Genomic DNA, 21,265 nt, shown 5'->3' with positions numbered 1-21,265 from the left:
CCATCGAACATGGCGGGGTTCACCCCCGTTCCTACATACACTTGCGAGAGGCCCGATACAGGCGATATGAGGTGGGTCAGCGGCCGCCCACGAGGCTCTCACGGTCGAGGGCTGCCCCCTGCCCTACCCGCGATAAACCCACCTAATCCCCTGCCCCAACGTCCGCTACCGGCCAGAAGCGGACGTTCTGGCTGACCCGAACTGCCGCTTCGAAACCACTCTTTCAGAGGGTCGGCAGGGATTCGTTTAAAAAACGGCCAAGAATGAGATAAGTGACTGTCATAGCTGACTTTCTTGGCCGCTCCAGCCACGCGTCAGAACGGAGCATTTCTTCTTCGAGGACCGGACAACGGGCCGTAACTCGTTATTTCACCTCGTCCCGGTAACTCCGCCAAGCCATGCGGAGTACCCGAGCGGAGGACCGCAGAAACATCAGCAACAGTCCACCGGCGATGACCAGATCGGGCCAGCCGGCATCGAACAGCCACACGCCGGCGGCTGCCAGCAGCACCGCAACACCCTCGTACAGGTCATTGCGCGAGCACTCCCAGGCCGATGACATGTTCACGTCGCCAAAGCGGTACGGGGTAAGCAGCCACAGGCACAAGGCGTTGAACGCAAGATTGATCACGGCGGCGATGCCGATGGCCTCGAAGATCGGCACCTCCGGGTGGGCCAGGCGCCAGCCGATCTGGATGGCGACCGCAACCGCGGCACCGAGGATCAGCAATCCCTTGAACAACGCCACCCTGGCCTTGGCGCGCAGGCTCGCGCCGATCACTGCCAGGCTCAGCAGATAGGTCAACGCATCACCGAGGTTGTCGAGGCTGCCCGACAGCAACGAGGACGAGCCGCTGTAGATCGCTGCGGTGATCATCATCACGAAGCTGGCGATGTTGATTGCCAGCACGATCATCAACACGCGCCGCTGCCCCGCCTCCAGGGCGCGGATATCCACCGTGCTTCCGCAGCCGCACGAATCACTCATGATCATGTCTCCGAGTCGAGCGGGCGTCCGAGGATTTGCGGCCCGCTTCCAGGTCGGCGATCCTAAACCCCGGAGTCGCTACAGAGTCAAGCCCATGAAGATCGGAGAGGTCGCGGAGCGCAGCGGGTGCCATCCCGAAACCGTGCGCTACTACGAGCGCATCGGGTTGTTGCCTGCCCCGCCGCGCACGGCGGGCGGGTATCGCGACTACCGTCCCGCCGACGCGGATCGGCTGCGCTTCATCAGCCGCGGACGCGAACTGGGCTTCTCGCTGGAGGAGATCCGCAGCCTGCTGGGCCTGGCCGAAGACGACGGGTTGTCCTGCCAGGATGTCGACCGTCTTGCCCGCGGGCACCTGCTGGACATCCGGAACCGGCTAAACGACCTTCAGCGGATGGCCTCGGAGCTCGAACGGGTGATTGGCAGTTGCAGCGGCGGCGAGCGCGGCCAGTGCGCCATCCTCGACACGCTGCGCCACCCGCCATCCTAGGTCGGCACTCAAGCGTCCTCTTCGCCACGGGCATCCTGCAGGATCTCGATGCCCCCTTTCAGAGCGATCGCCGCCACTGCGAGCCCCACGACGAGGTCGGGCCAGGCCCGCCCGGTCCACAGCACCAGTCCGCCACCCACGAGCACGCCTGCGTTGGCGATGAAATCGTTGGTGCTGAAGGTCGTCGCGGCACGCACGTTCACATTGGCCTGCCGGATTTTCTTGAGCAGCCACACGCATGTCGCGTTTACCAGGCCGGCCCCCAGCGCCATCACCATCATCGTCGTACCAATGGGCTCGGCGTCACCCAGGAACCGACGGCCCACGTCGACCAGGATCCCAGCGGCGAACAGGATCAGCAGCCAGCCGGACACTTTGGCCGCCGACCGTTTCCAGGCTTGTGAGCGACTGAGTGCGAGCAGGGTGATGATGTAGACGGCGCTGTCGGACGCATTGTCCAGTCCATTTGCGATCAGAGCGCTTGAGCCGGCGGCGACGCCCGTGACCCCGAACCCCGCGGCAAGCGCGAGGTTCAGGGCGAGGACGATCAACAGGATCCGGCGCTGGTGCGCGTCGTGTATCTCGATCTTCTCTTCACTCAACTCAGTGGGCCTCCAGTTGCGGCTTCGCTGCGTCGCCGCGATGCAGAAGACGGTAAAGGGTGGGCAGGACAAGCAGGGTGAGCAGCGTTGAAGACACGATCCCGCCGATCACGACGGTGGCGAGCGGACGCTGCACCTCCGCGCCCGCGCCGACATTGAGCGCCATCGGGACGAAGCCGAGCGACGCCACGAGGGCAGTCATCAAGACCGGCCGCAGCCGCCCGAGCGCGCCGTTGAAGACCGCGTCGTCCAGCGACTGGCCTTGTTCGCGCAGGTTGCGAATGAAGGCGATCATGACCAGGCCGTTGAGCACGGCCACGCCGGACAGCGCGATGAAGCCGACACCTGCGGTGATCGACAACGGGATACCGCGCAGAGCCAGTGCGGCCACGCCGCCCGACAGCGCCAGCGGCACGCCGCTGAACACGATCACCGCGTCCCTGGCCGAGCCAAAGGCCATGAACAACAGGCCGAAGATGAGGACCAAGGTCACTGGTACCACTACTGCGAGCCGTTGGCTGGCCGAGATCAACTGCTCGAACGTGCCGCCGTAGTCGATCCAGTAGCCCTCGGGTACGTTCACCTGCTGCCCGACGCGCTGCTGCAGCTCTTCGACGAAGCTACCCAAGTCGCGATCACGCACGTTGGCGGTGACCACCACCCGGCGCTTTCCATTCTCGCGGTTGATCTGGTTGGGCCCCAGCAGGCTCTCGATCTTCGCGAGCTCCCGCAGCGGTACGGTCCGCGCGGTCGCCCAGCGTGGCTCCAAGCTCGACCGATCCGCGTTCGCAACGTCGGGCAAGGGGATCGGCAGGTCCTGCAGGGCGATCGGATCGACACGCATCTGTTCCGGCAGTCGAACCACGATGTCGAAGCGGCGGTCGCCCTCGAACAGCTGGCTGGCCACCTGGCCACCCACCGCAGTGGCAACGGTCTGCTGCACGATCCCCGGATTCAGTCCGAAGCGCGCAAGCGCTGCGCGGTCCGGGACGATCGTCAGCAGTGGCAAGCCGGTTGCCTGTTCGGTGTTGACGTCGACCGCGCCCTCGACCTGCCTGGCAGCCGCCTCGACCTGTTCGGCCACCTCGACCAGCGTGTCCAGGTCGTCACCGAACACCTTGACCGCCACATCCGCACGCACGCCGGAGATCAGCTCGTTGGTCCGCATCTCGATCGGTTGCGAGTACTCGTAGTTGTTGCCGGGAAGCGTCGCCACTGCCGCTTCGATTTCGTCGATCAGCACATCCCTGCGCTTGCGTGGATCGGGCCATTGCCCGCGTGGTTTCACCATCAGGTAGGTGTCCGCCACGTTGGGTGGCATCGGGTCGGTGGCCACCTCCGCCGTGCCAATCCTGCTGAAGACACGCTCGACTTCCGGAACCTGCATCAGGCGTTCTTCCACGGCCAGTTGCATCTTCACCGACTGCTCCAGGCCCGTTCCGGGAATGCGGATCGCCTGCATGGCGAGGTCGCCCTCGTCCAAGCTGGGAATGAACTCGCTGCCCAGGCGTGTGGCGAGTAGCAGGGACACGACGACCAGCATCAGTGCCCCGCCAAGGACCCAGTTTTGCCGGCGAAGCGACCACGCAAGCAACGGCTCATAGCGCCGCCGCGTCCATTGGACCAGTCTGTTCTCCTTCTCCTCGACGCGGTTACCCATGAAGATCGCGATGGACGCGGGAACGAAGGTCAGCGACAGGACCATTGCACCGGTGAGGGCCAGCACCACGGTGATCGCCATCGGGTGGAACATCTTTCCCTCGATCCCGGTCAGCGCGAAAATCGGCAGGTACACCGCGGCGATGATGAACATGCCGAACAGGCTGGGCCGGATGACTTCGACCGTGGCAGTGGCCGTCAGGTCGTTGCGTTCCTCGCGTGTCAACGTCCGCCCAAGTCGGTGCTGCATCTCGCCAAACCGCCGCAGAGCATTCTCGATGATGATGACCGCGCCATCGACGATCAGCCCGAAGTCGAGCGCACCGAGACTCATCAGGTTCCCCGACACGCCGCCACGCACCATCCCGGTGATGGTGAACAGCATGGCCAGCGGGATGACGGCTGCGGTGATGAGCGCGGCGCGGAAGTTCCCCAACAGCAGGAACAGGACCACGATCACCAGCAAGGCACCCTCGATCAGGTTCTTCGAGATGGTCTGCATCGTGCGTTCGACCAGCCCGGTGCGGTCGTAGACCGCCGTCGCGGTGACGCCTTCCGGCAAACTTGCGTTCGCATCCTGCAGCTTCGCCGCCGCGGCCTGCGCGACGGTGCGGCTGTTGGAGCCCACCAGCATCGACACTGTGCCCAGCACGACCTCTTCCCCGTTCTGGGTCGCCGCGCCCGTACGAAGCTCCGGACCCTCACCCACCTGTGCCACGTCAGCGACCCGGATCGGCAGGCCGTCGCGTCGGTCCAGCACGATGTTCCGGATCTCGTCGATCCCGCCGACCTGGCCGGGCACGCGCACCAGGTACTGCTGGCCGTTGCGCTCAATGTAACCGGCGCCCATGTTCTGGTTGTTGGCCGCCACCGCGTCGACGATGTCCTGCAGCGTGAAGCCGAGTGCAACCAGCTTGGACGGGTCCGGCGTGATGTGGATCTGCCGCTCGAAGCCGCCGATCGTGTTGACCTCGGTCACCCCCGGTGTGTTGCGCATCTGCGGCCGGATGACCCAGTCCTGCAGGGTGCGGAGGTCGGTGGCGGTCCACGGCGTGCCGTCCGGCTTGGCCGCCCCGGGCGCCGCGTCGACGGTGTACAGGAAGATCTCGCCCAACCCGGTCGAGATCGGCCCCATTTCGGGCTCCAGTCCTTCTGGGATCTGCGAGCGGATCTGCTGCAGGCGTTCGGCCACCTGCTGCCGGGCGAAGTACAGGTCGGTGCCGTCCTCGAACACCACTGTGACCTGCGACAAACCGTATCGGGACAGAGATCGCGTGTAGTCAAGGCGCGGCAGGCCGGCGAGTGCCGTCTCGATCGGGTAGGTAACCCGCTGCTCGGACTCCAGTGGCGAGTAGCCGGACGCCTCGGTGTTGATCTGTACCTGGACGTTCGTGATGTCGGGCGTTGCATCGATCGGGAGCCGGGTGAAGCTCCAGATGCCCACGCCGATCAGCCCGAGGGTCAGCACCAGCATCATCCAGCGATGTCGGATCGAGAACCGGACGATTCGCTCCAGCAGGCCCGGCTGGAGGGCTACGGCGTCAGTGGTCATGCGCCGCGCCCTCCTTGCCGATGTCCGCCTTGATCAAGTAGCTCTCCGCGACGACCACCTCCTCGCCTTCGCTCAGGCCCGAGAGGATCTGCACCTGCGTGGCATCGCGGGCACCGAGTTCGACGTGTCGGGTCAGGTACGTCTCGCCCTCACGTACGAACACGGCCTCCTGGCCATCCATCGACTGCAGCGCGGTCAGCGGCACCATCAGGTCCACCGGCTCCTGCGCGACCGTGATCCGCGCCTTGACCGCCGTTCCCGGCCGCCATTGGTTGTCGGCGTTGTCGATCGTTGCGCGGGCCACCGTGCTCTGGCTGGCGGTGGCCATGCCCGGCAGCACGCGTTCGAGCGTGGTTCGGACCGTCTCGCCATCGCTCATGCGGGTGACCGCCACCGGCACGCCGGGCTGGATGTGCTGGGCGTCGGCGCCAAAGATGTGGAGGTCGACCCAGAGCTGCGAGAGATCGGCGATCTCGAACAGCGGCGCGCCCTCGCCGGCCAAGCCGCCGACCGAGGCACTGCGCTCGACGACCACGCCAGAGATCGGCGCGGCGACGCTGTAGGTGCTCAGACTCAGGTTGCTCTCGATCGTCGCCAGCATCTGGCCGGCGCGAACCTGGTCTCCGACATTGGCGCGCAGTGAGCGGATCGGGCCTGGGAAGCGGGCGGTGACCTGCGCAACACGCCCCTCGACCGGGGTCAACAGGCCTTGCACCTCATGCTCGTCGGCGATCACGCCGGGGCCGACGGGCCGCGTCTGGATACCGGACTTTTCGGCAATTTCGGCAGGGATGACCGTGCTGGCGATTTCACCCGCTTCATGACCGTGTTCGTCGGCCTCGGTGCCGTGGTCGGCGGCCTCGTCAGCATGGGCGTCGTTTGCCGGCTGGCTAGGCTGATCCGGCTCACCACTGCAAGCCGCCAGGCTCAAGGCCAGCGCCAATGCCGGGATCAGGTGGACAGGCTTCATGGGGTTGCTCCTTGGTTGTCTTGCGGGCCCGGGCCGGCGACGAATGCCTGGCCGGTCAGCCGCTGGATCTCGATCAGGGCGCGCTGGGCTTCCAGCGCAGCTGCCAGCTGTTGCTGCCGTGCGGCGGCGCGCTCCGCCTGCAGGCTCGACCACTCCAGATAACTGGCGGCGCCTGCGCGGTACGCGGTGGCGGCCGCTGCTTCGGCCTTGGCCAGACGTGGAAGCACGTCCTCACCCAGCCGCTGTGCTTCCAGGCGGGCCACCCCGAAGCGGCCATGCGCCTCAGCGAGGGTGGAGTAGAGCGACAGCCCCACGGCCTCCCGTTCGATTTCCAGCGCTGTCAACTCGGCGCGTGCGGCACGGATGCCCGGTTGTGCCCGGCGGGTGGTGCCCAGCGGGATCGAGACACTGCCGACCAAGCCGAAGTCATCGGCGTCCGCCATCCGTCGCACGCCCACCTGCCAGTCGAAGTCCGGGGTCGCTTCGCTGCGTGCCAGCTGCAGGCGTGCCTCGCCAATGCGCTGCTGATCGACGAACTGCGCGAGCTCGGGAGTGCGTTGCAACCAGTCGGCGAGTACCGCGAAGTCCGCGATCTGGGGCACGGCGAGCAGATCGCCCCCGAGGATCTCGAATGCGGGATTTCGCTCGCCCCACAGGGCCGCGAGATGCTGGCGGGCGGCCGCCTGACGTTGCCGGGCGCGAGCGCGATCCAGTTCCGACCGCGCGAGGGCGGCCTGGGCGGTGAGTACGACCGATTCCGGCGAAGCGCCGGCCTCGTGACGCCGGCGCGCCGCAGCAACGGTGCGTTCGCGCTGGTCGACGTCCAACTGCGCAAGCTCGCCTTCGCGTTGCGCACCGACGACCGCCAGGTAGCGGCGGGCCACTTCGGCCAGGAGATCCAACCGCTGCGCCTCGCGCTCGATGGCCAGCGCGTCGATCCGGCTTTGCGCGAGCGTGCGGCGGGCATCGAGCTTGCCGCCGCGCTCCAGCACGGAGGCGAGGCTCAGCGTGATCTCGGCGCCATCCAGGCCGCTGGCCGGGCCGGTACCGAGCACGTTCTCGACCTCGGCTCCAGCGACCAGCGCCGGGCGCAACGAGGAGCGATCCAGTTCGGCTTTCAGGGCCTCATGGCGGGCACCAAACAAGCGTAGATCGGGATGGGCGTCGGCAACGCGAAGGAAAGCGTCGTCCAGGGTGAGGGGGTCGGCGGCGTGCGTGGGGAATGCCACGGCACACACGGCGACGAACGCGGCCAGGGCCGCTGATCGCAAACGCATGGGGGTTGCTCCGATGAATCGAATTGACGGGAGTCGGCATCAGGCCGACGGCGCGGTCATCCGAAGATCGGAGGCTTGAATGGGCTCGGCAGACGCAAGGCGGCCGGGGGCGATGCTTTTTCGACCCCCATTCGACCGGCGACCGGTCGAGTAGAAAATGAATCCAGGACCGGCAACACGGCCGCGGCTGAACCACAGCAATGGGCGAAATCCAGTAACAGGTGCAACGTCTCCGATCCGTCTTGATCGTGCGCGTCCGCCGCGGCGAACTCCGCGCCCGGATCGTTGGCATGCGGGCCGTGGCTGTGCGCGCCCGACGGATCGTGCGCGAGCTCATGCATTTCGCCAGCGGCTGTCATCACCGGTTGGAATGCCAACCCCAACGCAAGCACACCCAGCACGACGACGCGCAGGAGCGGCAACAAGAAGCGGGGATGCAGGCGGGTCATGGCCGCGCAGGGTACCTGCGGATGATGGGGTTATACAATTCCGCTGAATGCGTCGAGAGGGCTACAGGGAAAAGGCGCGTTCCAGTTGTCGGCCATGGCACCGCTTGTACTTGTTTCCGCTGCCGCACTGGCACGGCTGGTGATCGCGCAGCCCCGACGACAGTGCGTGTCCAGGAACTGGTGCGCCTGCTGCAGCGGTTCGATTTCATGCGCGGGGACACTGACCTCGCCGGGAGCCGCCGGGATGCCCCGGCTCAGTCTCTTCCTGGGGGCTCTTGCCGTTGCATGGGCTGCTAGCCCTTCGATGGCAGACAGCAATACCCGGACTGCGCTCTACGAGGTCATGCGGTCGGGCTTGGCTGCCTGAGTGATCCGTGGGACGAAGTGATGCGCGATGTTCCAACGAGACGTCCGCTTTGGGTCGAAAGGAGCCATCCGCCCTACCCCCGATAACTATCCCTAATCGAACTTGGCGGTCGCCAGCCTCCCGCGGGAAACCGGCTGGGTGCCGTCGTAGAACGGAGCTCAACGCTTGCTTGAGCGGGGCGCCCTACTCTTTTCGCCTGCAGCTGCAACAGCCAGCTGGATGCCTGCCTCAGGGGTCAAGCCCAATGCCCCGACCAACCGAAGGAACTCCATGACATCGAGCCTGCGCGCTCCAGCCTCAATGGCGGAGAGTCGTTGTTGCGGCCAACCTAGGGTGCCTGACAGCGCCGATTGGCTGATCCCCGCGCTTTCACGCAGGTCACGTAGAGACTGAACGAGCCGTCGGTACTCGGCGGAGTAGATGGTTTTCGTGGACATGGTCGCACCAGGAGTGGGCGACCACAAAAGCTATGGCACGACTACCGATTACATGAAAATCATGTAGGATCTCGACTAGGATCGGCCCGAATAGCGACCAACCAGCGAAGCACGCGACTGATGGCCCTATACCTCGTCAACCCAGCCGTGGACATGTCCCTTGAGCTCTACGTTTCGGATCGACTGGAATCGGCGCTCACGATTCAGTACGAACGCATCAAGGACCGTCGCGTTCGCGAAACCTTCGTACGGAAGCTCGAGCAAAGTCTCGAGAAATTGCTTGTTGAAAGCATCGACTGGGATCTGAAGCAACCAACAGATGCCCAACTTAATTACGCGACGCTTGTGGCCAAGCAACTAGGGATTCCCCTCCCGAGCGAAGCCCAACAATATCGCTTTCATACAGCGATGTTCTTGGAGACCTACGCGACTCAAGCAAGGGCGTCAGCTAATGCATCTGACCGCCTGTCCAGCTCAACGAGCGAGCAAAAATAAACCGCGAAGAAACGGCAATTGGCATCACGAAAGACCGAAATGCCCCTCTGACCTACCCCCACTAATCCTCGGCATCTCCAGAGTACACTGGCGTCTAAGGGTGGTCGGCATTGGTCATGCAGTAGCGAGTAACGCTTCTTGCTGCTCGAAGATCATGCAATTCGTGGCGACAATTGCTTCATCGACAACCTTGGAATCCAGCTTGTCGCCGGGCTTCAGAGTTGGCAGAGAATTGATCAGGATCCAATTCATCAGAGTCGTAAAGCCCTGCATGGTCATGCCCTGTTCTTCGGGCAGACCGTTGTCTGTACGCGCTTGAGTGATGCGCCCATAGATCATATCGGCGTCGGATGCCAGCCGATAGCCGGCTTCCCACGCAGTAGGCGCGAAGTGCTCAGTAAACGACGGGCCGCCCACCGGATAACATAGGTTTAGATCGTAGCATTCCAAGGCAGCCTTGAAGTCGGTGATGCTAGTTAGCGGTTGGAATACATAGGTGTCTGCCATGAATCGGCCAACCACCTGGCGCTTGCCTTCGGCAATGAAAGTGGACGCAACCGTCTCCAATTCCGGCTGCCCTACCAGAATCCACACGCATTTGATTCGATAGATGCGCCAGAGCTCGTTGTGAACTCCGATGAGCAGCTTGAACAGAGAATCGTCCAATAGCTGGGCCTCATCGATGAAGATGATGACTTTCCTCTTCTCGGTACGCGCTGCTGCCTCCACTAATCGCCCAACAAAAAGGTCGCGTCGATCTTCCGGACTGCGCTTCTTAGTAGGCCGCTTCATGGACCTCAGCAAATCACCCCAAAACGCGCCTTCCGAGATCCCGCCCTTGTGAGACAAAACTTCGGCCGACACCACCCCAACCGATTTTCCAAGCCACCTGCGATAGTTCGCTACGAAGTACTCAATGGCCAGACTCTTTCCGATACGCTGGAGGCCTGGCACTAGTGCGCCTACAAGGTTCGAGTTGATCCAGCCGACGCACACATTGACGAAAGCCTCCAACGCATTTGTTGGTATGACATAGTCGTCGAGCTCTACCGGGTGCATGCTCTACTCCTTTCTATTTAAGCTTAATCCAATCCTTCTTTGCGACTCGCGCTCTTGCATCTCGCTCGCGGTTGAGCATGTCAGGATCTGCAATCCTACCTGCCTTGACCAACTGATTCGTTGCCGACTTGCGTTCCTCTGCTTCGCGCTGCCGCACTTCCTTGAACGTCTGCATCATGTCGGTCCCCGGTTTGACGACCAGCTTCTTAATTCTATTGGCCCGGTGAGCGGCCTGTCGTTGCTCTAGCGTATGGGCTGTCAAATGCCAGGGCGGGCCCGCCTTCAGGATGCCAAGCGGAAGCTCTTTACTGCCTCTTCGCAGATAACCGCGGATCAAGCGAATATCTCCGTCAACGTCAACGATTATGCGCACTTTCTTACCTATCGAATCCTTCATCTTCCTTAGCACGTCGTTCGTGTAGCGAGCCCACCAGAGTTCGATGTATGGCGTACGATGGGAGTCACCTCCACCACGAATCGTCTTAATGAACTCAAGCCGTAGAAATCTTTGCGCAAGTTCCTCTGGGTTATCGACACGCCGCAGCGGCGACACCGTCTGGCTGTCCCACATCCGGATGTATTCAATCGGGCTTCGATTGACCAGATCTTCGTGAGAATCAGCGTTGTAATTGGCCAGCATGACGTCGATCACTTGCTCCAACTCATCCGTAGTCACGGCATGCTCGCTAGCGGCCTTTAGGGCGCTCTCTCGCTCCTCCTTGGGCCCCTTCGGATTAAAGCCCATCGGCAGGCGACGGAATCCGTGCGTTTCCAATGTCTGGTTCAGGCGCTCGATAAACGGACGGGCAATGGGGTATCGTACGCGGCCGTAATTGATGGTAGCCCCCATTACTCTAGTGAGGCCACGCATTGTGACTTTCGCGGTATTGGCCTTGGCGCCATCAAAGCACACGAGATCGACTAGGCGACCCCGGGCGCGGGGCGCTACGCCCGAGGGAAACCCAGCCCCTTCCTTGTAGGCTAAATGGGGCAACGTCAGGTCCTTGGGCTTCCAGGGAGTTATCGCATGCACGAACGAGCGCATGACCGAGATAGCGGGGTAATTCGTACTACCCAATCTATACGCATACCCCAGAATGGCTCGACTGGAGCGATCAATCAGGATCAATAGCCATAATCGCATCGGAGTTGTATAGATCCATTCCCCTCGCCGCCCGCGCGTCTTGATGACGAAATAGAAGTCGCCGTTATGGCCGTCATGTTCGGCTTCTTCGAAGGGCCGAAGCTGTTGCGCTCCCGATGGTTGTGCTGTTAATGGCTGATCAAATAAATCGGCACGTTCTTCTTCGTTCCCGCTCTTTGTCGCATAGTGATCCTCGCGCATTCGATCGATGAAACGCACAAGCGCACGAGCGCCCTGATCATCGGTATTGAACGGGTATTGGTTCGGAGCCCGAACCTTGGCGCACTTCTTGAGGAACTCTGCGCGTATAGCCTTGGCAATGACCGCAGCCGACTTACCCCCAGCTTTAAGGGCGTGCTTCTCGACATACCGGTACAGCCCTTCATGCTCGGCCATGAGCTGAATAAATGCCCCAGCCAAGCCCTTGGCCTGCGCCGCCAGTTCTGGGTTCACGGGCGATTTGCGCATGTATGGGGCAATTGAGACTCCTGGAATCAGTGCGTGAAACCCAAACATTGTTCCGTTTGGCCGCACGGTGAGACATCGATTCATCATCCGGTAGATCTGGCTCTTGGCGTAACCGTAGTCTTGGTCAATCGTGGCAAAGGTCGTACCATTGAGATATGCGGTTACGGCCTTCTTCCGGCGACGGTATTCCTCGAGATCATCCTTGGGTATGTCCGACTCGCGTGGCTTGTCCCATATGGTCGTGTCCCGAAGTTCCGGGGCCATCGCCAATCGCTCTGCGATGCTCATGACAGGGTTAACACCGTATTGGAAGCCAATGCATGCTCGCCTAGATTGGCCTTAATACGCCCCGCGTGGATCAGTCGGGCAATTTCCGTGTTGACAACTCCTTCGAATCGAGAAGCAAACACCGTCATCAGCTCCGACCAACTGGCCGTTTTGACCCGTTCTAGGTGCGCTACGATGGACGCAGCTAACTGATCGTCCGACTGCTGCCCCATAGCGATAAACGGCTGCAGTTCCTTGAGATTACGCACGTATGTCTTACGGCTACGAATATCAGCCGGCTGCCATACCTCGCATTTCAGCTTAGAAGCCTTAATCGACCGCTTGAGGAGGTCGAGTGGACAGGTTTTGTCGCGGGCCAGCGCTACGTCATGAAGCACTATGCCGAACTGTTTACCGGAACGTTGCCGCACCCAGAAGTCGAGGGGGCGTCGCTTGCCCTCCAAGGGCAACAGTTCGAGATAGATCGGCGGCCGCTCACAAAACCAAGCAACATCTGAGTCGAACTCAGTCAACAGCCAAGCATCGTACTGGCTGGGCCCTATCAGCTGGACCTGACGGTCGACCTTCCCCGACCAGGCCACGAAAACATTTGAGCGCCGGAACTCGGCGTCGCTGATCTTCCGCGGCTTAAACTGCGAACCAGCATCGACCACGAGCGTACCCCGGCTTGACCCGTAGAAAGGGATACAGAGTTCTGTCCATGGCGTCAACCACAAGTCTGTACTCCAGTATTTCTAAGCAACTGTTTTTAAATGTTTTCTCTGGAGGCGCCGTTTCGGATTCGGACAGACACGTCGCGCCTTGCAAACCCGTATCAATGCGAAGCGAAAGGCGTCGTCTGGCCATCGGCCTCCACGCGCTCGACCGTGTACGGCTGGACCGAACCATCAGGGACCTCCATGCCGGGCGACCCCAACGGCATGCCCGGAAGCACGAGGCCCTTCGCCTCGCCTGGATCATCCAGCAAACGCTTGACGTCTTCGGCGGGCACATGGCCCTCCACGAACAGACCGGCGACTTCGGCGGTGTGGCACGAGCCCTTGCCGAAAGGCACGCCCAGTTCCGACTTGAGGCGGCTCAGCGCATCGGGCGCATGGTCCTGCACCTCGACCTCGAAACCCGACGCGCGCAGGTGGTCGACCCATTTCGTGCAACATCCGCAGGTCGGACTCTTGTGGACGATGACCGGTGGCAAGACGCCTCGGGTGGGCGCCTCGCTCCCGGCTCCGATGGCGGCCAGGTCCGCTTCGGATTGCGGCGCGGCCTGTCCGGCACAGGCCGCCAGCAGGACGGTAGCAAGAACCGGGATCGCTCGATGGATGATGTTCACTCTTCCCTCCTTCAGAACCAGAGCCGGATGCCGGCCACGATACGGGTCTCTTCGGCAGCTTCGCCATGCGCGCGTTTGAAGTCGGCCGTCTGGCCATAGGCGCGCTCCCAGCTCACCCCGATGTACGGGGCGATCCTGCGGTCGAACTCATAACGCAGTCGCGCACCGGCTTCCAGCGACGACAGGCCTGATCCGATGCCGCGCCTCGCATCATCTTTCCCGTACAGGGTCGCTTCGCCGAGCCATTGCAGCACGAGCCTGTTCGTGAGCAACGTTTCATATTCCGCCTCCAGCTGCGCGGCGCTCTGACCCGAGGATCCAAGGTATCCCGTCGCGCTGACCTCGAACTTCATCGGCGCCAGGCCCTGAACGCCGAACGCGGCGAAGGTCTGCGACGGCCCTTCGCCGAAGTCGTGCCGGACGCCACCGACGACATCCCACCAGCGCGAAACGCTGCGACCGTACAGCACCTCGAAGTCCGCCGCCTCGGTGCCCCGATCGATACGCTCGCCTTCGCTGCGCAGCCACACGCGGTCGATGTCGGTGCCGACCCATGCCAGGGCCTCCCAGCCGACGCCGGTCCCGTCCGAATCGGCATCCCAGGCTTCGAGTCGATCGAGCGACCAGTAGCTGTGGATGCGCTCGCCGTGCATCGCATGCGCCTGCAGCGAGGGGAACGCCGCGGCGCGGTCGGCATCGGTCAGTGCCGGGACGGGTGTGACCGGCAGGGCGCCGGATGCGTCATGTTGCCCCTCGCCTGCGCCGTGCGTGGAATGATCCATGCGCTGGTGGCCCCCCTGCCCATGGTCCATCCCGGCATGGGGATCCGTGGACGGTGGTGCGTGTCGATGCGCGTCGGGCGGCACCGCTTCGCCAGGCTCGCCGGCATCGGCTGCGGGCAGCGGCTCGCCCTGGCCGCGGTGCCCCGCATGGGGATCCTGCGCCCAGGCGTTTCCGCCCACGAGGCCCCCGACCAGCGGAAGAAGGATGAGTGCAAGGACGTTGCGCTTCATTCCTCGATCCTCACTTCCCGCATCATCCCGGCTTCCATATGGAACAGCAGGTGGCAGTGGAAGGCCCAGCGGCCGAGCGCATCGGCACGCACGCGATAACTGCGCCGCGTCCCGGGCGGCATGTCGACCGTGTGCTTGCGCACCATGAAGTTGCCCTGCTCGTCCTCGAGGTCGCTCCAGACGCCATGCAGGTGGATGGGGTGGGTCATCATGGTGTCGTTGACCAGCACGATGCGCATCCGCTCACCGTACGTCAGGCGCAGGGGCTCCGCGCTGGCGAACTTGATGCCATTGAAGGACCACGCGAACTTTTCCATGTGCCCGGTCAGGTGCAGTTCGACCTCACGGCCCGGGTCGCGCCCATCCGGGTCCTCGAACAGGCTGCGCAGGTCGCCATAGCGCAGCACCCGGCGGCCGTTGTCGCGCAGGCCGATGCCCGGGTCGTCCAGGCGTGGGACCGGCGCCATCGTCTGCATGTCGACCAGCGGGTTGCCCGCCTCGCTCGCGGGATGCGACTGCATCGCGGGTCCGCCATGGTCCATCCCACCGTGATCCATCCCGGCATGCCCCATGCTGGCGCCGCAACCGCCTTCCATGCCCTTCCCGCCCGACATGCCTCGGCCATGCTCCATGCCACCGTGGCCCATGTCAGCCATCGTCAGGATCGGGCGGACATCCAGCGCCGGCACCGGTGCGCGCAGGCCCTCGCGTACCGCCAGGGTACCGCTGACGTGGCCGGTACGGCCCATGTCCTGCGCGAAGATCGTGAACGCATCCTGCCCCGTCGGCTCGACGATCACGTCGAAGGTTTCCGCGACAGCGATGCGGAACTCGTCGACGCTGACCGGATGCACATGCATGCCGTCCACCGCTACGACCGTCATCTTCAGGCCCGGGATCCGGACATCGAAATACGTCATGCCCGATCCGTTGATGAAGCGCAGCCGCAGCTTCTCGCCCGAGCGGAACAGTCCCGTCCAGTTGCCCAGCGAGGTCGTGCCGTTCATCAGGTACGTGTAGGTGTGCGCGTTGACGTCCGACAGGTCGCTCGGCGTCATGCGCATGTCGCCCCAGGCGCGCCGGTCGCGCAGGGTCGCAGCAAGCCCGTCCCGCCCGGCATCGCGGGCAAAATCGCCCACCGTCCGCATGTAGTAGTTGTCGAAGCTCGCCATCTTCTTCAGCCGCGTGAACAGCGACGCCGGATCGAGGTCGGTCCAGTCGGACAGCATCACCACGTAGTCGCGGTCGAAGCTGAAGGGCTCTGGCGCGATCGGGTCGATGACAAGCGGGCCATACAGTCCGGCCTGCTCCTGGAAACCGGAATGGCTGTGGTACCAGTAGGTGCCGCCCTGCCCCACGTGGAATCGATAGTGGTACGCCTCGCCGCGACCGATGCCATCGAAGCTGAGTCCCGGCACGCCGTCCATGTTCGCCGGCAGGATGATGCCGTGCCAGTGGATCGAGGTCGTGTCGCCGTGGATGGAGCCGGCGGGCAGATCGTTGCGTACGTGCAGGTTCACTGTGGTGCCCTCGCGCCAGCGCAGCAAGGGCGCGGGCAGTCGGCCATTGACCGTGACCGCGGGGCGCACGCGCCCGGTGAAGTCGACCGGGGTTTCCCCGATCGACAGCTGGAAATCCGTGCCGGACAGGACTTCGGCCTGGCCGGGCGACTTCAGGGCCCAGCTGGCGCGCGGCCAGCCTGCAAGGCCGGCGATCGCGCCGCCCGCGGCAAGGCCCTGTACGAAACGGCGACGCGACGGCGCAAGCGGCGAGCCGCGGCGCACATCGGAATGGGGATCAGACATCTGTTGAAGCTCCGCAATCAAATCGACGACGCCGTCCTCGCGGACGACGCGGAATGCGGCACCCCGTCACTGATGGATGACGAAGCACCTCGACGGCACACGGGGTGCATGCGGGCTACGCGATCGGTGGTCGGATCAGTCGATGCGTGACGGGGTCGGGATGCCCATCGGTCAGGGGATGCACGGCGCTTGTGATCCCCGAGCGCGCATGTGCGACCGCCGCCAGTGCGGGCATGGTCCAGCCGTGCTGCGCGCATTCGCACAGGCACGCCCCTGTATCGCAACACCCGGGTTCTTCGCCGTCGTTGCCAAGAGGCGCCCGCGCCATCCGCGCATCCACGCCGTCTTCCATTGCCATCGCGATGTCGTGGCAGTCAGGGTCGCCGACCGCGTTCGACGCGGAGAGTGCAGCGGCATGCGTGCCATGCCCGAAGACCATGCGCGCGGACGCCGTTGCGCCGCCGATGCCATTGAGCACCAGCAGCACAACCATCATCAGTCGCAACAGGATCGAAGCGCGGGACATGCGGGAATGATACGTCGACGGAAGTGAATGCCCGGATGCTCGCGCAGCCGACGCGACCGCGCAACCCGGGGCACGTGCAGGCTTGCCGGTCCGCGACGCGATGCGAAAGCACCCGACACAAGAAAGCCCGCACGAGGCGGGCTTCTTGTCGAATCTGGCGTCCCCACGGGGATTCGAACCCCGGTCGCAACCGTGAAAGGGTTGTGTCCTAGGCCTCTAGACGATGGGGACGAGGTGTTGCGATGTTTCCAGTAAAGTGGTGGAGCCAGGCGGGATCGAACCGCCGACCTCTACAATGCCATTGTAGCGCTCTCCCAGCTGAGCTATGGCCCCACTGCGCTGGAAAGACGGCCATCTTAGGGACCGTTCCCTGAACCGTCAAGCGGTTTCTGCAACTTCGTTCGGGATCGGTTCGGGGCCCGTCAAAGTGCCCTGCCCATGGCCGCGTTCGGCAAGATATTCGAGCCATTTCCCAAGGAAGGTGTTCATGCGCATCCGGTGCCCGACCACTTCCGCCGGCGGCGGGAACAGGCCGATCGCATCCTGCCAGCGACGCCCGATATAGCAGTGCGTCGCTTCGACCTGCCGGGCGTCGTGGTAGATGCGTACGAAGGCCGACGGATCCGGCTCGCCGGTCACCGGATCGTGGATCGAATAGGTCAGGCGCAGTTCCGTCGTGTACGGATGGCACTCGATCACGTCCACGCAGAGATCCAGCCCATCGCCGACGGAGGACCGGTAACGCCCGGCTCCGAGGCCCGCCACGGAGAACAGGCGCGAGAAGCGCCCGTGGTTCTCGGCGTAGAGCCCCATCAGCCAGCCGAAGCGGCTGAGTCGGGGCAGGCGTTCTGCGGTGGAAGCGATGACGGTCATGACCCGATGCTACACGCCCACGCGGATCGCGGGAACGCATGCCAGGAGATGCCGCGCCCCTTCCCTCCCCTGCGGTTCAGAACATCTCGCGGCGGATGCCCAGCGTCGCCAGGACCTTGCTGGAAATCTCCTCGATCGAGGTATGCGTCGTGCTCAGCGTCGGGATGCGCTCGGCACGGAACATCATCTCCGCGGCGGCCACCTCGCGCTTGCAGGTTTCCGGCTGGGCATACCGCGAGTTCGGACGCCGCTCCTGGCGGATCTGCTGCAGGCGGACCGGGTCGATCGTCAGGCCGAAGAGCTTGCTCCGATAGGGACGCAGGCGCGGCGGCAGCCGGTCGTGCTCGAGGTCTTCCTCGGTCAGCGGGTAATTCGCCGCGCGGATGCCGTAATGCAGCGCCAGGTAGACGCAGGTTGGCGTCTTGCCGGCGCGCGACACGGCGACCAGGATCAGGTCCGCCTCGGCATAGTCAATGCTCGCCCCGTCGTCGTGGGTGAGCGCATAGTTCATCGCGTTGATGCGCCGGTGGTAGGTGTCGAAATCGACCAGCCCGTGCGCCTTGCCGACCGCGTGCCGGCGGGTCTCGCCGAATTCCTGCTCAAGCGGCTCGATGAAGGGCGCGAACACGTCCAGCAGCAGGGCGCCGCTTTCCGCCAGCGCCTCGTTGATCGCGCTGTCCACGCAGGAATTGATGACGACGGGCCTCACCCCGTGCGCCTCGCCGGACTTGCGGATGCGCTCCGCCGCCTCCCGGGCACGCTCGACACTGTCGACGAAGGAGATCCGTTCGCTGCTGAACCGGGTCTCCTGGAACTGGGTCAGCAGGGTGTGGCCGATGGTCTCGGCGGTGATGCCGGTCCCGTCGGAGATGTAGAACACCGGACGCACGCCCATGCAAGGCCTCCTGGGGTCGCTGCCAATACGAAAAAGCCCGCCGGATCAACCTTGTAAGCGCCCGGCGCACAGGCGATCATAGCGGCTTGTCCGCTGGACAACCGCCCTTCGTGGCCGGAATCCCCCCGCATCGCACCGCCGTACTGCCGTACCTGGAGCCCCCGTCTTGAAAGAGAACATCCTCTGGCTGCATGAGCTGCGCCTGTCCGACCTTGCCCGCGTCGGCGGCAAGAACTCCTCGCTCGGCGAGATGATCGGCAACCTGGCCAACCTCGGCGTCTCGGTCCCGGGCGGCTTCGCCACCACCGCGGAGGCGTTCAAGTCCTTCATCGACCATAACGACCTGCACCAGCGCATCTACGATCGCCTGGCCACGCTCGACGTCGAAGACGTACCCGCATTGACCGCCGCCGGTGGCGAGATCCGCGGCTGGGTCATCGACGCGCCGCTGCAGCCGGACCTGGACGCGGCGATCCGCGAGGGCTACCGCAAGCTCTGTGACCAGAACGGCGGCGGAGAAGTCGCGGTGGCGGTGCGCTCCTCGGCGACCGCCGAGGACCTGCCGGATGCCTCGTTCGCCGGCCAGCAGGAGACCTTCCTCAACGTGACCGGCGAGCACGACGTCGTCCACAAGGTCAAGGAAGTCTTCGCCAGCCTCTACAACGACCGCGCGATCGCCTACCGCGTCCACCACGGCTTCAAGCACGAGGATGTGTTCCTGTCGGCGGGCGTGCAGCTGATGGTGCGCTCCGATGTGGGCTCCTCCGGCGTACTGTTCACCCTGGACACCGAGTCGGGTTTCCGCGACGTGGTCTTCATCACTTCCAGTTATGGCCTCGGCGAGATGGTCGTGCAGGGCGCGGTGAACCCCGACGAGTTCTACGTCTACAAGCCCACTCTCCAGCAGGGCAAGCAGGCGATCCTGCGCCGCTCGATCGGCGCCAAGCAGCTGCGCATGGTCTATTCCGACGTGCCCGGCGAGCGCGTCCGCACCGAGGACACCCCGGCCGAACTGCGCAACCGGTTCTCGATCAGCGACGAGGACGTGCAGGAGCTCGCGAAGCAGGCACTGGTCATCGAGAAGCATTACGGCCGGCCGATGGACGTCGAGTGGGCGAAGGACGGTATCAGCGGCAAGCTGTTCATCGTGCAGGCACGCCCGGAGACGGTGAAGTCGCGCGCCAAGGCGACCCAGATCGAGCGCTTCCAGCTCGGCGAGCGCGGCACCGTGGTCTGCGAGGGACGTGCGATCGGCCAGAAGATCGGCAGCGGCGTCGCCCGCGTCGTGCGCTCGCTGGACGACATGGCCCGCGTGCAGCCCGGCGACGTGCTGGTTGCCGACATGACCGACCCGGACTGGGAGCCGGTGATGAAGCGCTCCGCCGCGATCGTCACCAACCGCGGTGGCCGCACCTGCCATGCCGCGATCATCGCGCGCGAACTCGGCGTGCCGGCCGTGGTCGGTACGGGCAACGCGCTTGACGCGATCCAGGACGGCCAGGCAATCACCGTCAGCTGTGCCGAGGGCGACACCGGCTTCATCTACGACGGCACCCTGCCCTTCGAGCGCCACGTCGCCGACCTCGAGCACATGCCGCCTGCCCCGCTCAAGGTGATGATGAACGTCGCCAACCCGGAGCGCGCGTTCGACTTCGCGATGCTGCCGCACGCCGGCGTCGGCCTCGCGCGCCTCGAGATGATCATCGCCAGCCACATCGGCGTGCACCCCAAGGCGCTGCTCGAGTACGACCGCCAGGATGCCGAGACGAAGAAGCGCATCGACGAGCGCACCGCCGGCTATGGCAATCCCGTCGACTTCTATGTCGACCGCCTGGCCGAGGGCATCGCGACGATCACCGCGTCGTTCGCACCGCACCCGGTGATCGTCCGCCTGTCGGACTTCAAGTCGAACGAGTACGCAAACCTCATCGGCGGCAGCGGCTACGAGCCGCACGAAGAGAACCCGATGATCGGCTACCGCGGCGCCAGCCGCTACGTCGATCCCGCCTTCGCGGAAGCCTTCGCGCTGGAATGCCGCGCCGTGCTCAAGGTGCGGCATGAGATGGGCCTCACCAACTGCTGGGTGATGATCCCGTTTGTGCGTACGCTGGACGAAGGTCGCAAGGTCGTCGAAGTGCTGAAGGCGAACGGCCTCGAACAGGGCAAGGACGGGCTCAAGATCATCATGATGTGCGAGCTGCCGTCGAACGCGCTGATGGCCGAGGAGTTCCTCGAGATCTTCGACGGCTTCTCGATCGGTTCGAACGACCTCACCCAGCTCACCCTCGGCCTGGACCGCGACTCGGGCCTGGTCGCACACCTGTTCGACGAGCGCGACCCGGCGGTCAAGAAGCTGCTGGCGATGGCGATCGCCACCGCAAAGGCCAAGGGCAAGTACGTCGGCATCTGCGGCCAGGGCCCCAGCGACCACCCCGACCTGGCCCAGTGGCTGATGGAACAGGGCATCGAGTCGGTGTCGCTGAACCCGGACACGGTCGTCGACACCTGGCTGAAGCTGGCGAAGGCCAAGGCCGGCTGAGATGCCCACATGACGCGACGCTAACGTCGCTGTCGCTAG

General features: G+C 64.1%; 20 protein-coding genes and 2 tRNA genes. 3 read left to right on the top strand and 19 right to left on the bottom strand.

Annotated features, from left to right (window positions below):
• Positions 1-364: 364 nt before the first annotated feature.
• Positions 365-988: a cation efflux transmembrane domain-containing protein gene (locus H4F99_RS04235; protein ID WP_095209458.1), complete on the bottom strand. Its 624-nt coding sequence runs from the start codon at positions 986-988 to the stop codon at positions 365-367.
• Between the two features lie 94 nt (positions 989-1,082).
• Here H4F99_RS04235 and H4F99_RS04230 point away from each other — a divergent pair, with 94 nt between their 5' ends.
• Positions 1,083-1,478, top strand: coding sequence for a MerR family transcriptional regulator (locus H4F99_RS04230; RefSeq protein ID WP_095208871.1), 396 nt, complete (start codon positions 1,083-1,085; stop codon positions 1,476-1,478).
• Between the two features lie 8 nt (positions 1,479-1,486).
• On the opposite strand, the gene H4F99_RS04225 is transcribed toward H4F99_RS04230, so the two are convergent.
• The 7 genes from H4F99_RS04225 to H4F99_RS04195 all read right to left on the bottom strand — a co-directional run bounded on the left by H4F99_RS04225 (position 1,487) and on the right by H4F99_RS04195 (position 8,791).
• Positions 1,487-2,080 (bottom strand): cation efflux transmembrane domain-containing protein, encoded by a 594-nt coding sequence (locus tag H4F99_RS04225; RefSeq protein ID WP_095208872.1) that lies wholly within the window; start codon positions 2,078-2,080, stop codon positions 1,487-1,489.
• A gap of 1 nt (position 2,081) precedes the next feature.
• The gene (locus tag H4F99_RS04220) at positions 2,082-5,258 is read right to left on the bottom strand and encodes an efflux RND transporter permease subunit (RefSeq protein WP_182668494.1); all 3,177 of its coding nucleotides are present in this window, start codon (positions 5,256-5,258) and stop codon (positions 2,082-2,084) included.
• 22 nt (positions 5,259-5,280) lie between these two features.
• Complete coding sequence (locus H4F99_RS04215; protein ID WP_095208873.1) at positions 5,281-6,261, bottom strand: efflux RND transporter periplasmic adaptor subunit; 981 nt, start codon at positions 6,259-6,261, stop codon at positions 5,281-5,283.
• Positions 6,258-7,538 carry a TolC family protein gene (locus H4F99_RS04210; protein WP_096009488.1) on the bottom strand — a complete coding sequence of 427 codons (1,281 nt, stop codon included), beginning with the start codon at positions 7,536-7,538 and terminating at the stop codon, positions 6,258-6,260. Before H4F99_RS04210 ends, H4F99_RS04215 begins: the two co-directional genes overlap by 4 nt.
• 56 nt (positions 7,539-7,594) lie before the next feature.
• The gene (locus H4F99_RS04205) at positions 7,595-7,987 is read right to left on the bottom strand and encodes a hypothetical protein (protein ID WP_096009489.1); all 393 of its coding nucleotides are present in this window, start codon (positions 7,985-7,987) and stop codon (positions 7,595-7,597) included.
• A 61-nt stretch (positions 7,988-8,048) separates the two neighbouring features.
• The gene (locus tag H4F99_RS14665; protein ID WP_225218078.1) at positions 8,049-8,138 is read right to left on the bottom strand and encodes an SEC-C metal-binding domain-containing protein; all 90 of its coding nucleotides are present in this window, start codon (positions 8,136-8,138) and stop codon (positions 8,049-8,051) included.
• Positions 8,139-8,512: 374 nt separating this feature from the next.
• Positions 8,513-8,791 (bottom strand): helix-turn-helix domain-containing protein, encoded by a 279-nt coding sequence (locus H4F99_RS04195; protein WP_182668454.1) that lies wholly within the window; start codon positions 8,789-8,791, stop codon positions 8,513-8,515.
• A gap of 120 nt (positions 8,792-8,911) precedes the next feature.
• Between H4F99_RS04195 and H4F99_RS04190 the strand changes: the two genes are divergently transcribed.
• Positions 8,912-9,286: a hypothetical protein gene (locus H4F99_RS04190; RefSeq protein WP_182668453.1), complete on the top strand. Its 375-nt coding sequence runs from the start codon at positions 8,912-8,914 to the stop codon at positions 9,284-9,286.
• 114 nt (positions 9,287-9,400) lie between these two features.
• Here H4F99_RS04190 and H4F99_RS04185 read toward each other — a convergent pair whose 3' ends face one another.
• The 11 genes from H4F99_RS04185 to ppsR form a co-directional block, all read right to left on the bottom strand.
• Entirely contained in the window at positions 9,401-10,345 is a 945-nt protein-coding gene (locus H4F99_RS04185; protein ID WP_182668452.1) for an ATP-binding protein, read from the bottom strand.
• 13 nt (positions 10,346-10,358) lie between these two features.
• The gene (locus H4F99_RS04180) at positions 10,359-12,245 is read right to left on the bottom strand and encodes a hypothetical protein (RefSeq protein WP_182668451.1); all 1,887 of its coding nucleotides are present in this window, start codon (positions 12,243-12,245) and stop codon (positions 10,359-10,361) included.
• Positions 12,242-12,757, bottom strand: coding sequence for a hypothetical protein (locus H4F99_RS04175; RefSeq protein ID WP_182668450.1), 516 nt, complete (start codon positions 12,755-12,757; stop codon positions 12,242-12,244). The genes H4F99_RS04180 and H4F99_RS04175 overlap by 4 nt, the downstream gene beginning before the upstream one ends.
• A gap of 302 nt (positions 12,758-13,059) precedes the next feature.
• Complete coding sequence (locus H4F99_RS04170; RefSeq protein ID WP_343064133.1) at positions 13,060-13,575, bottom strand: DUF411 domain-containing protein; 516 nt, start codon at positions 13,573-13,575, stop codon at positions 13,060-13,062.
• Positions 13,576-13,586: 11 nt separating this feature from the next.
• Positions 13,587-14,588, bottom strand: a complete 1,002-nt coding sequence (locus H4F99_RS04165; protein ID WP_182668449.1) for a copper resistance protein B — start codon at positions 14,586-14,588, stop codon at positions 13,587-13,589.
• Positions 14,585-16,393: a copper resistance system multicopper oxidase gene (locus H4F99_RS04160; RefSeq protein ID WP_182668448.1), complete on the bottom strand. Its 1,809-nt coding sequence runs from the start codon at positions 16,391-16,393 to the stop codon at positions 14,585-14,587. Before H4F99_RS04160 ends, H4F99_RS04165 begins: the two co-directional genes overlap by 4 nt.
• 115 nt (positions 16,394-16,508) lie before the next feature.
• Complete coding sequence (locus tag H4F99_RS04155) at positions 16,509-16,919, bottom strand: CopL family metal-binding regulatory protein (RefSeq protein ID WP_182668447.1); 411 nt, start codon at positions 16,917-16,919, stop codon at positions 16,509-16,511.
• Between the two features lie 155 nt (positions 16,920-17,074).
• Positions 17,075-17,150 (bottom strand) — tRNA-Glu (locus H4F99_RS04150).
• 26 nt (positions 17,151-17,176) lie between these two features.
• A tRNA-Ala gene (locus H4F99_RS04145) sits at positions 17,177-17,252 on the bottom strand.
• A 45-nt stretch (positions 17,253-17,297) separates the two neighbouring features.
• Positions 17,298-17,792 carry a DUF1249 domain-containing protein gene (locus tag H4F99_RS04140; RefSeq protein ID WP_182668446.1) on the bottom strand — a complete coding sequence of 165 codons (495 nt, stop codon included), beginning with the start codon at positions 17,790-17,792 and terminating at the stop codon, positions 17,298-17,300.
• Between the two features lie 76 nt (positions 17,793-17,868).
• Positions 17,869-18,687 (bottom strand): posphoenolpyruvate synthetase regulatory kinase/phosphorylase PpsR, encoded by an 819-nt coding sequence (gene ppsR, locus H4F99_RS04135; RefSeq protein WP_182668445.1) that lies wholly within the window; start codon positions 18,685-18,687, stop codon positions 17,869-17,871.
• Between the two features lie 166 nt (positions 18,688-18,853).
• On the opposite strand from ppsR, the gene ppsA reads away from it, so the two are divergent.
• Positions 18,854-21,226 (top strand): phosphoenolpyruvate synthase, encoded by a 2,373-nt coding sequence (gene ppsA / locus H4F99_RS04130; RefSeq protein WP_182668444.1) that lies wholly within the window; start codon positions 18,854-18,856, stop codon positions 21,224-21,226.
• Positions 21,227-21,265 lie beyond the last annotated feature (39 nt).

Origin of the sequence: Marilutibacter penaei (assembly GCF_014145395.1) — a bacterium.
Lineage (GTDB): Bacteria > Pseudomonadota > Gammaproteobacteria > Xanthomonadales > Xanthomonadaceae > Marilutibacter > Marilutibacter penaei.
Note: the sequence above shows the minus strand (reverse complement) of the source record. Positions and strands in the feature narration are given on the sequence as shown.

Bases quoted from the DNA above. Each gene is read 5' to 3' on its own strand.
- H4F99_RS04235 (WP_095209458.1), bottom strand. From the start codon at position 988: ATGAGTGATTCGTGCGGCTGCGGAAGCACGGTGGATATCCGCGCCCTG.
- H4F99_RS04230 (WP_095208871.1), top strand. From the start codon at position 1,083: ATGAAGATCGGAGAGGTCGCGGAGCGCAGCGGGTGCCATCCCGAAACC.
- H4F99_RS04215 (WP_095208873.1), bottom strand. From the start codon at position 6,261: ATGAAGCCTGTCCACCTGATCCCGGCATTGGCGCTGGCCTTGAGCCTG.
- H4F99_RS04210 (WP_096009488.1), bottom strand. From the start codon at position 7,538: ATGCGTTTGCGATCAGCGGCCCTGGCCGCGTTCGTCGCCGTGTGTGCC.
- H4F99_RS04205 (WP_096009489.1), bottom strand. From the start codon at position 7,987: ATGACCCGCCTGCATCCCCGCTTCTTGTTGCCGCTCCTGCGCGTCGTC.
- H4F99_RS04195 (WP_182668454.1), bottom strand. From the start codon at position 8,791: ATGTCCACGAAAACCATCTACTCCGCCGAGTACCGACGGCTCGTTCAG.
- H4F99_RS04190 (WP_182668453.1), top strand. From the start codon at position 8,912: ATGGCCCTATACCTCGTCAACCCAGCCGTGGACATGTCCCTTGAGCTC.
- H4F99_RS04185 (WP_182668452.1), bottom strand. From the start codon at position 10,345: ATGCACCCGGTAGAGCTCGACGACTATGTCATACCAACAAATGCGTTG.
- H4F99_RS04180 (WP_182668451.1), bottom strand. From the start codon at position 12,245: ATGAGCATCGCAGAGCGATTGGCGATGGCCCCGGAACTTCGGGACACG.
- H4F99_RS04165 (WP_182668449.1), bottom strand. From the start codon at position 14,588: ATGAAGCGCAACGTCCTTGCACTCATCCTTCTTCCGCTGGTCGGGGGC.
- H4F99_RS04160 (WP_182668448.1), bottom strand. From the start codon at position 16,393: ATGTCTGATCCCCATTCCGATGTGCGCCGCGGCTCGCCGCTTGCGCCG.
- H4F99_RS04155 (WP_182668447.1), bottom strand. From the start codon at position 16,919: ATGTCCCGCGCTTCGATCCTGTTGCGACTGATGATGGTTGTGCTGCTG.
- H4F99_RS04140 (WP_182668446.1), bottom strand. From the start codon at position 17,792: ATGACCGTCATCGCTTCCACCGCAGAACGCCTGCCCCGACTCAGCCGC.
- ppsR (WP_182668445.1), bottom strand. From the start codon at position 18,687: ATGGGCGTGCGTCCGGTGTTCTACATCTCCGACGGGACCGGCATCACC.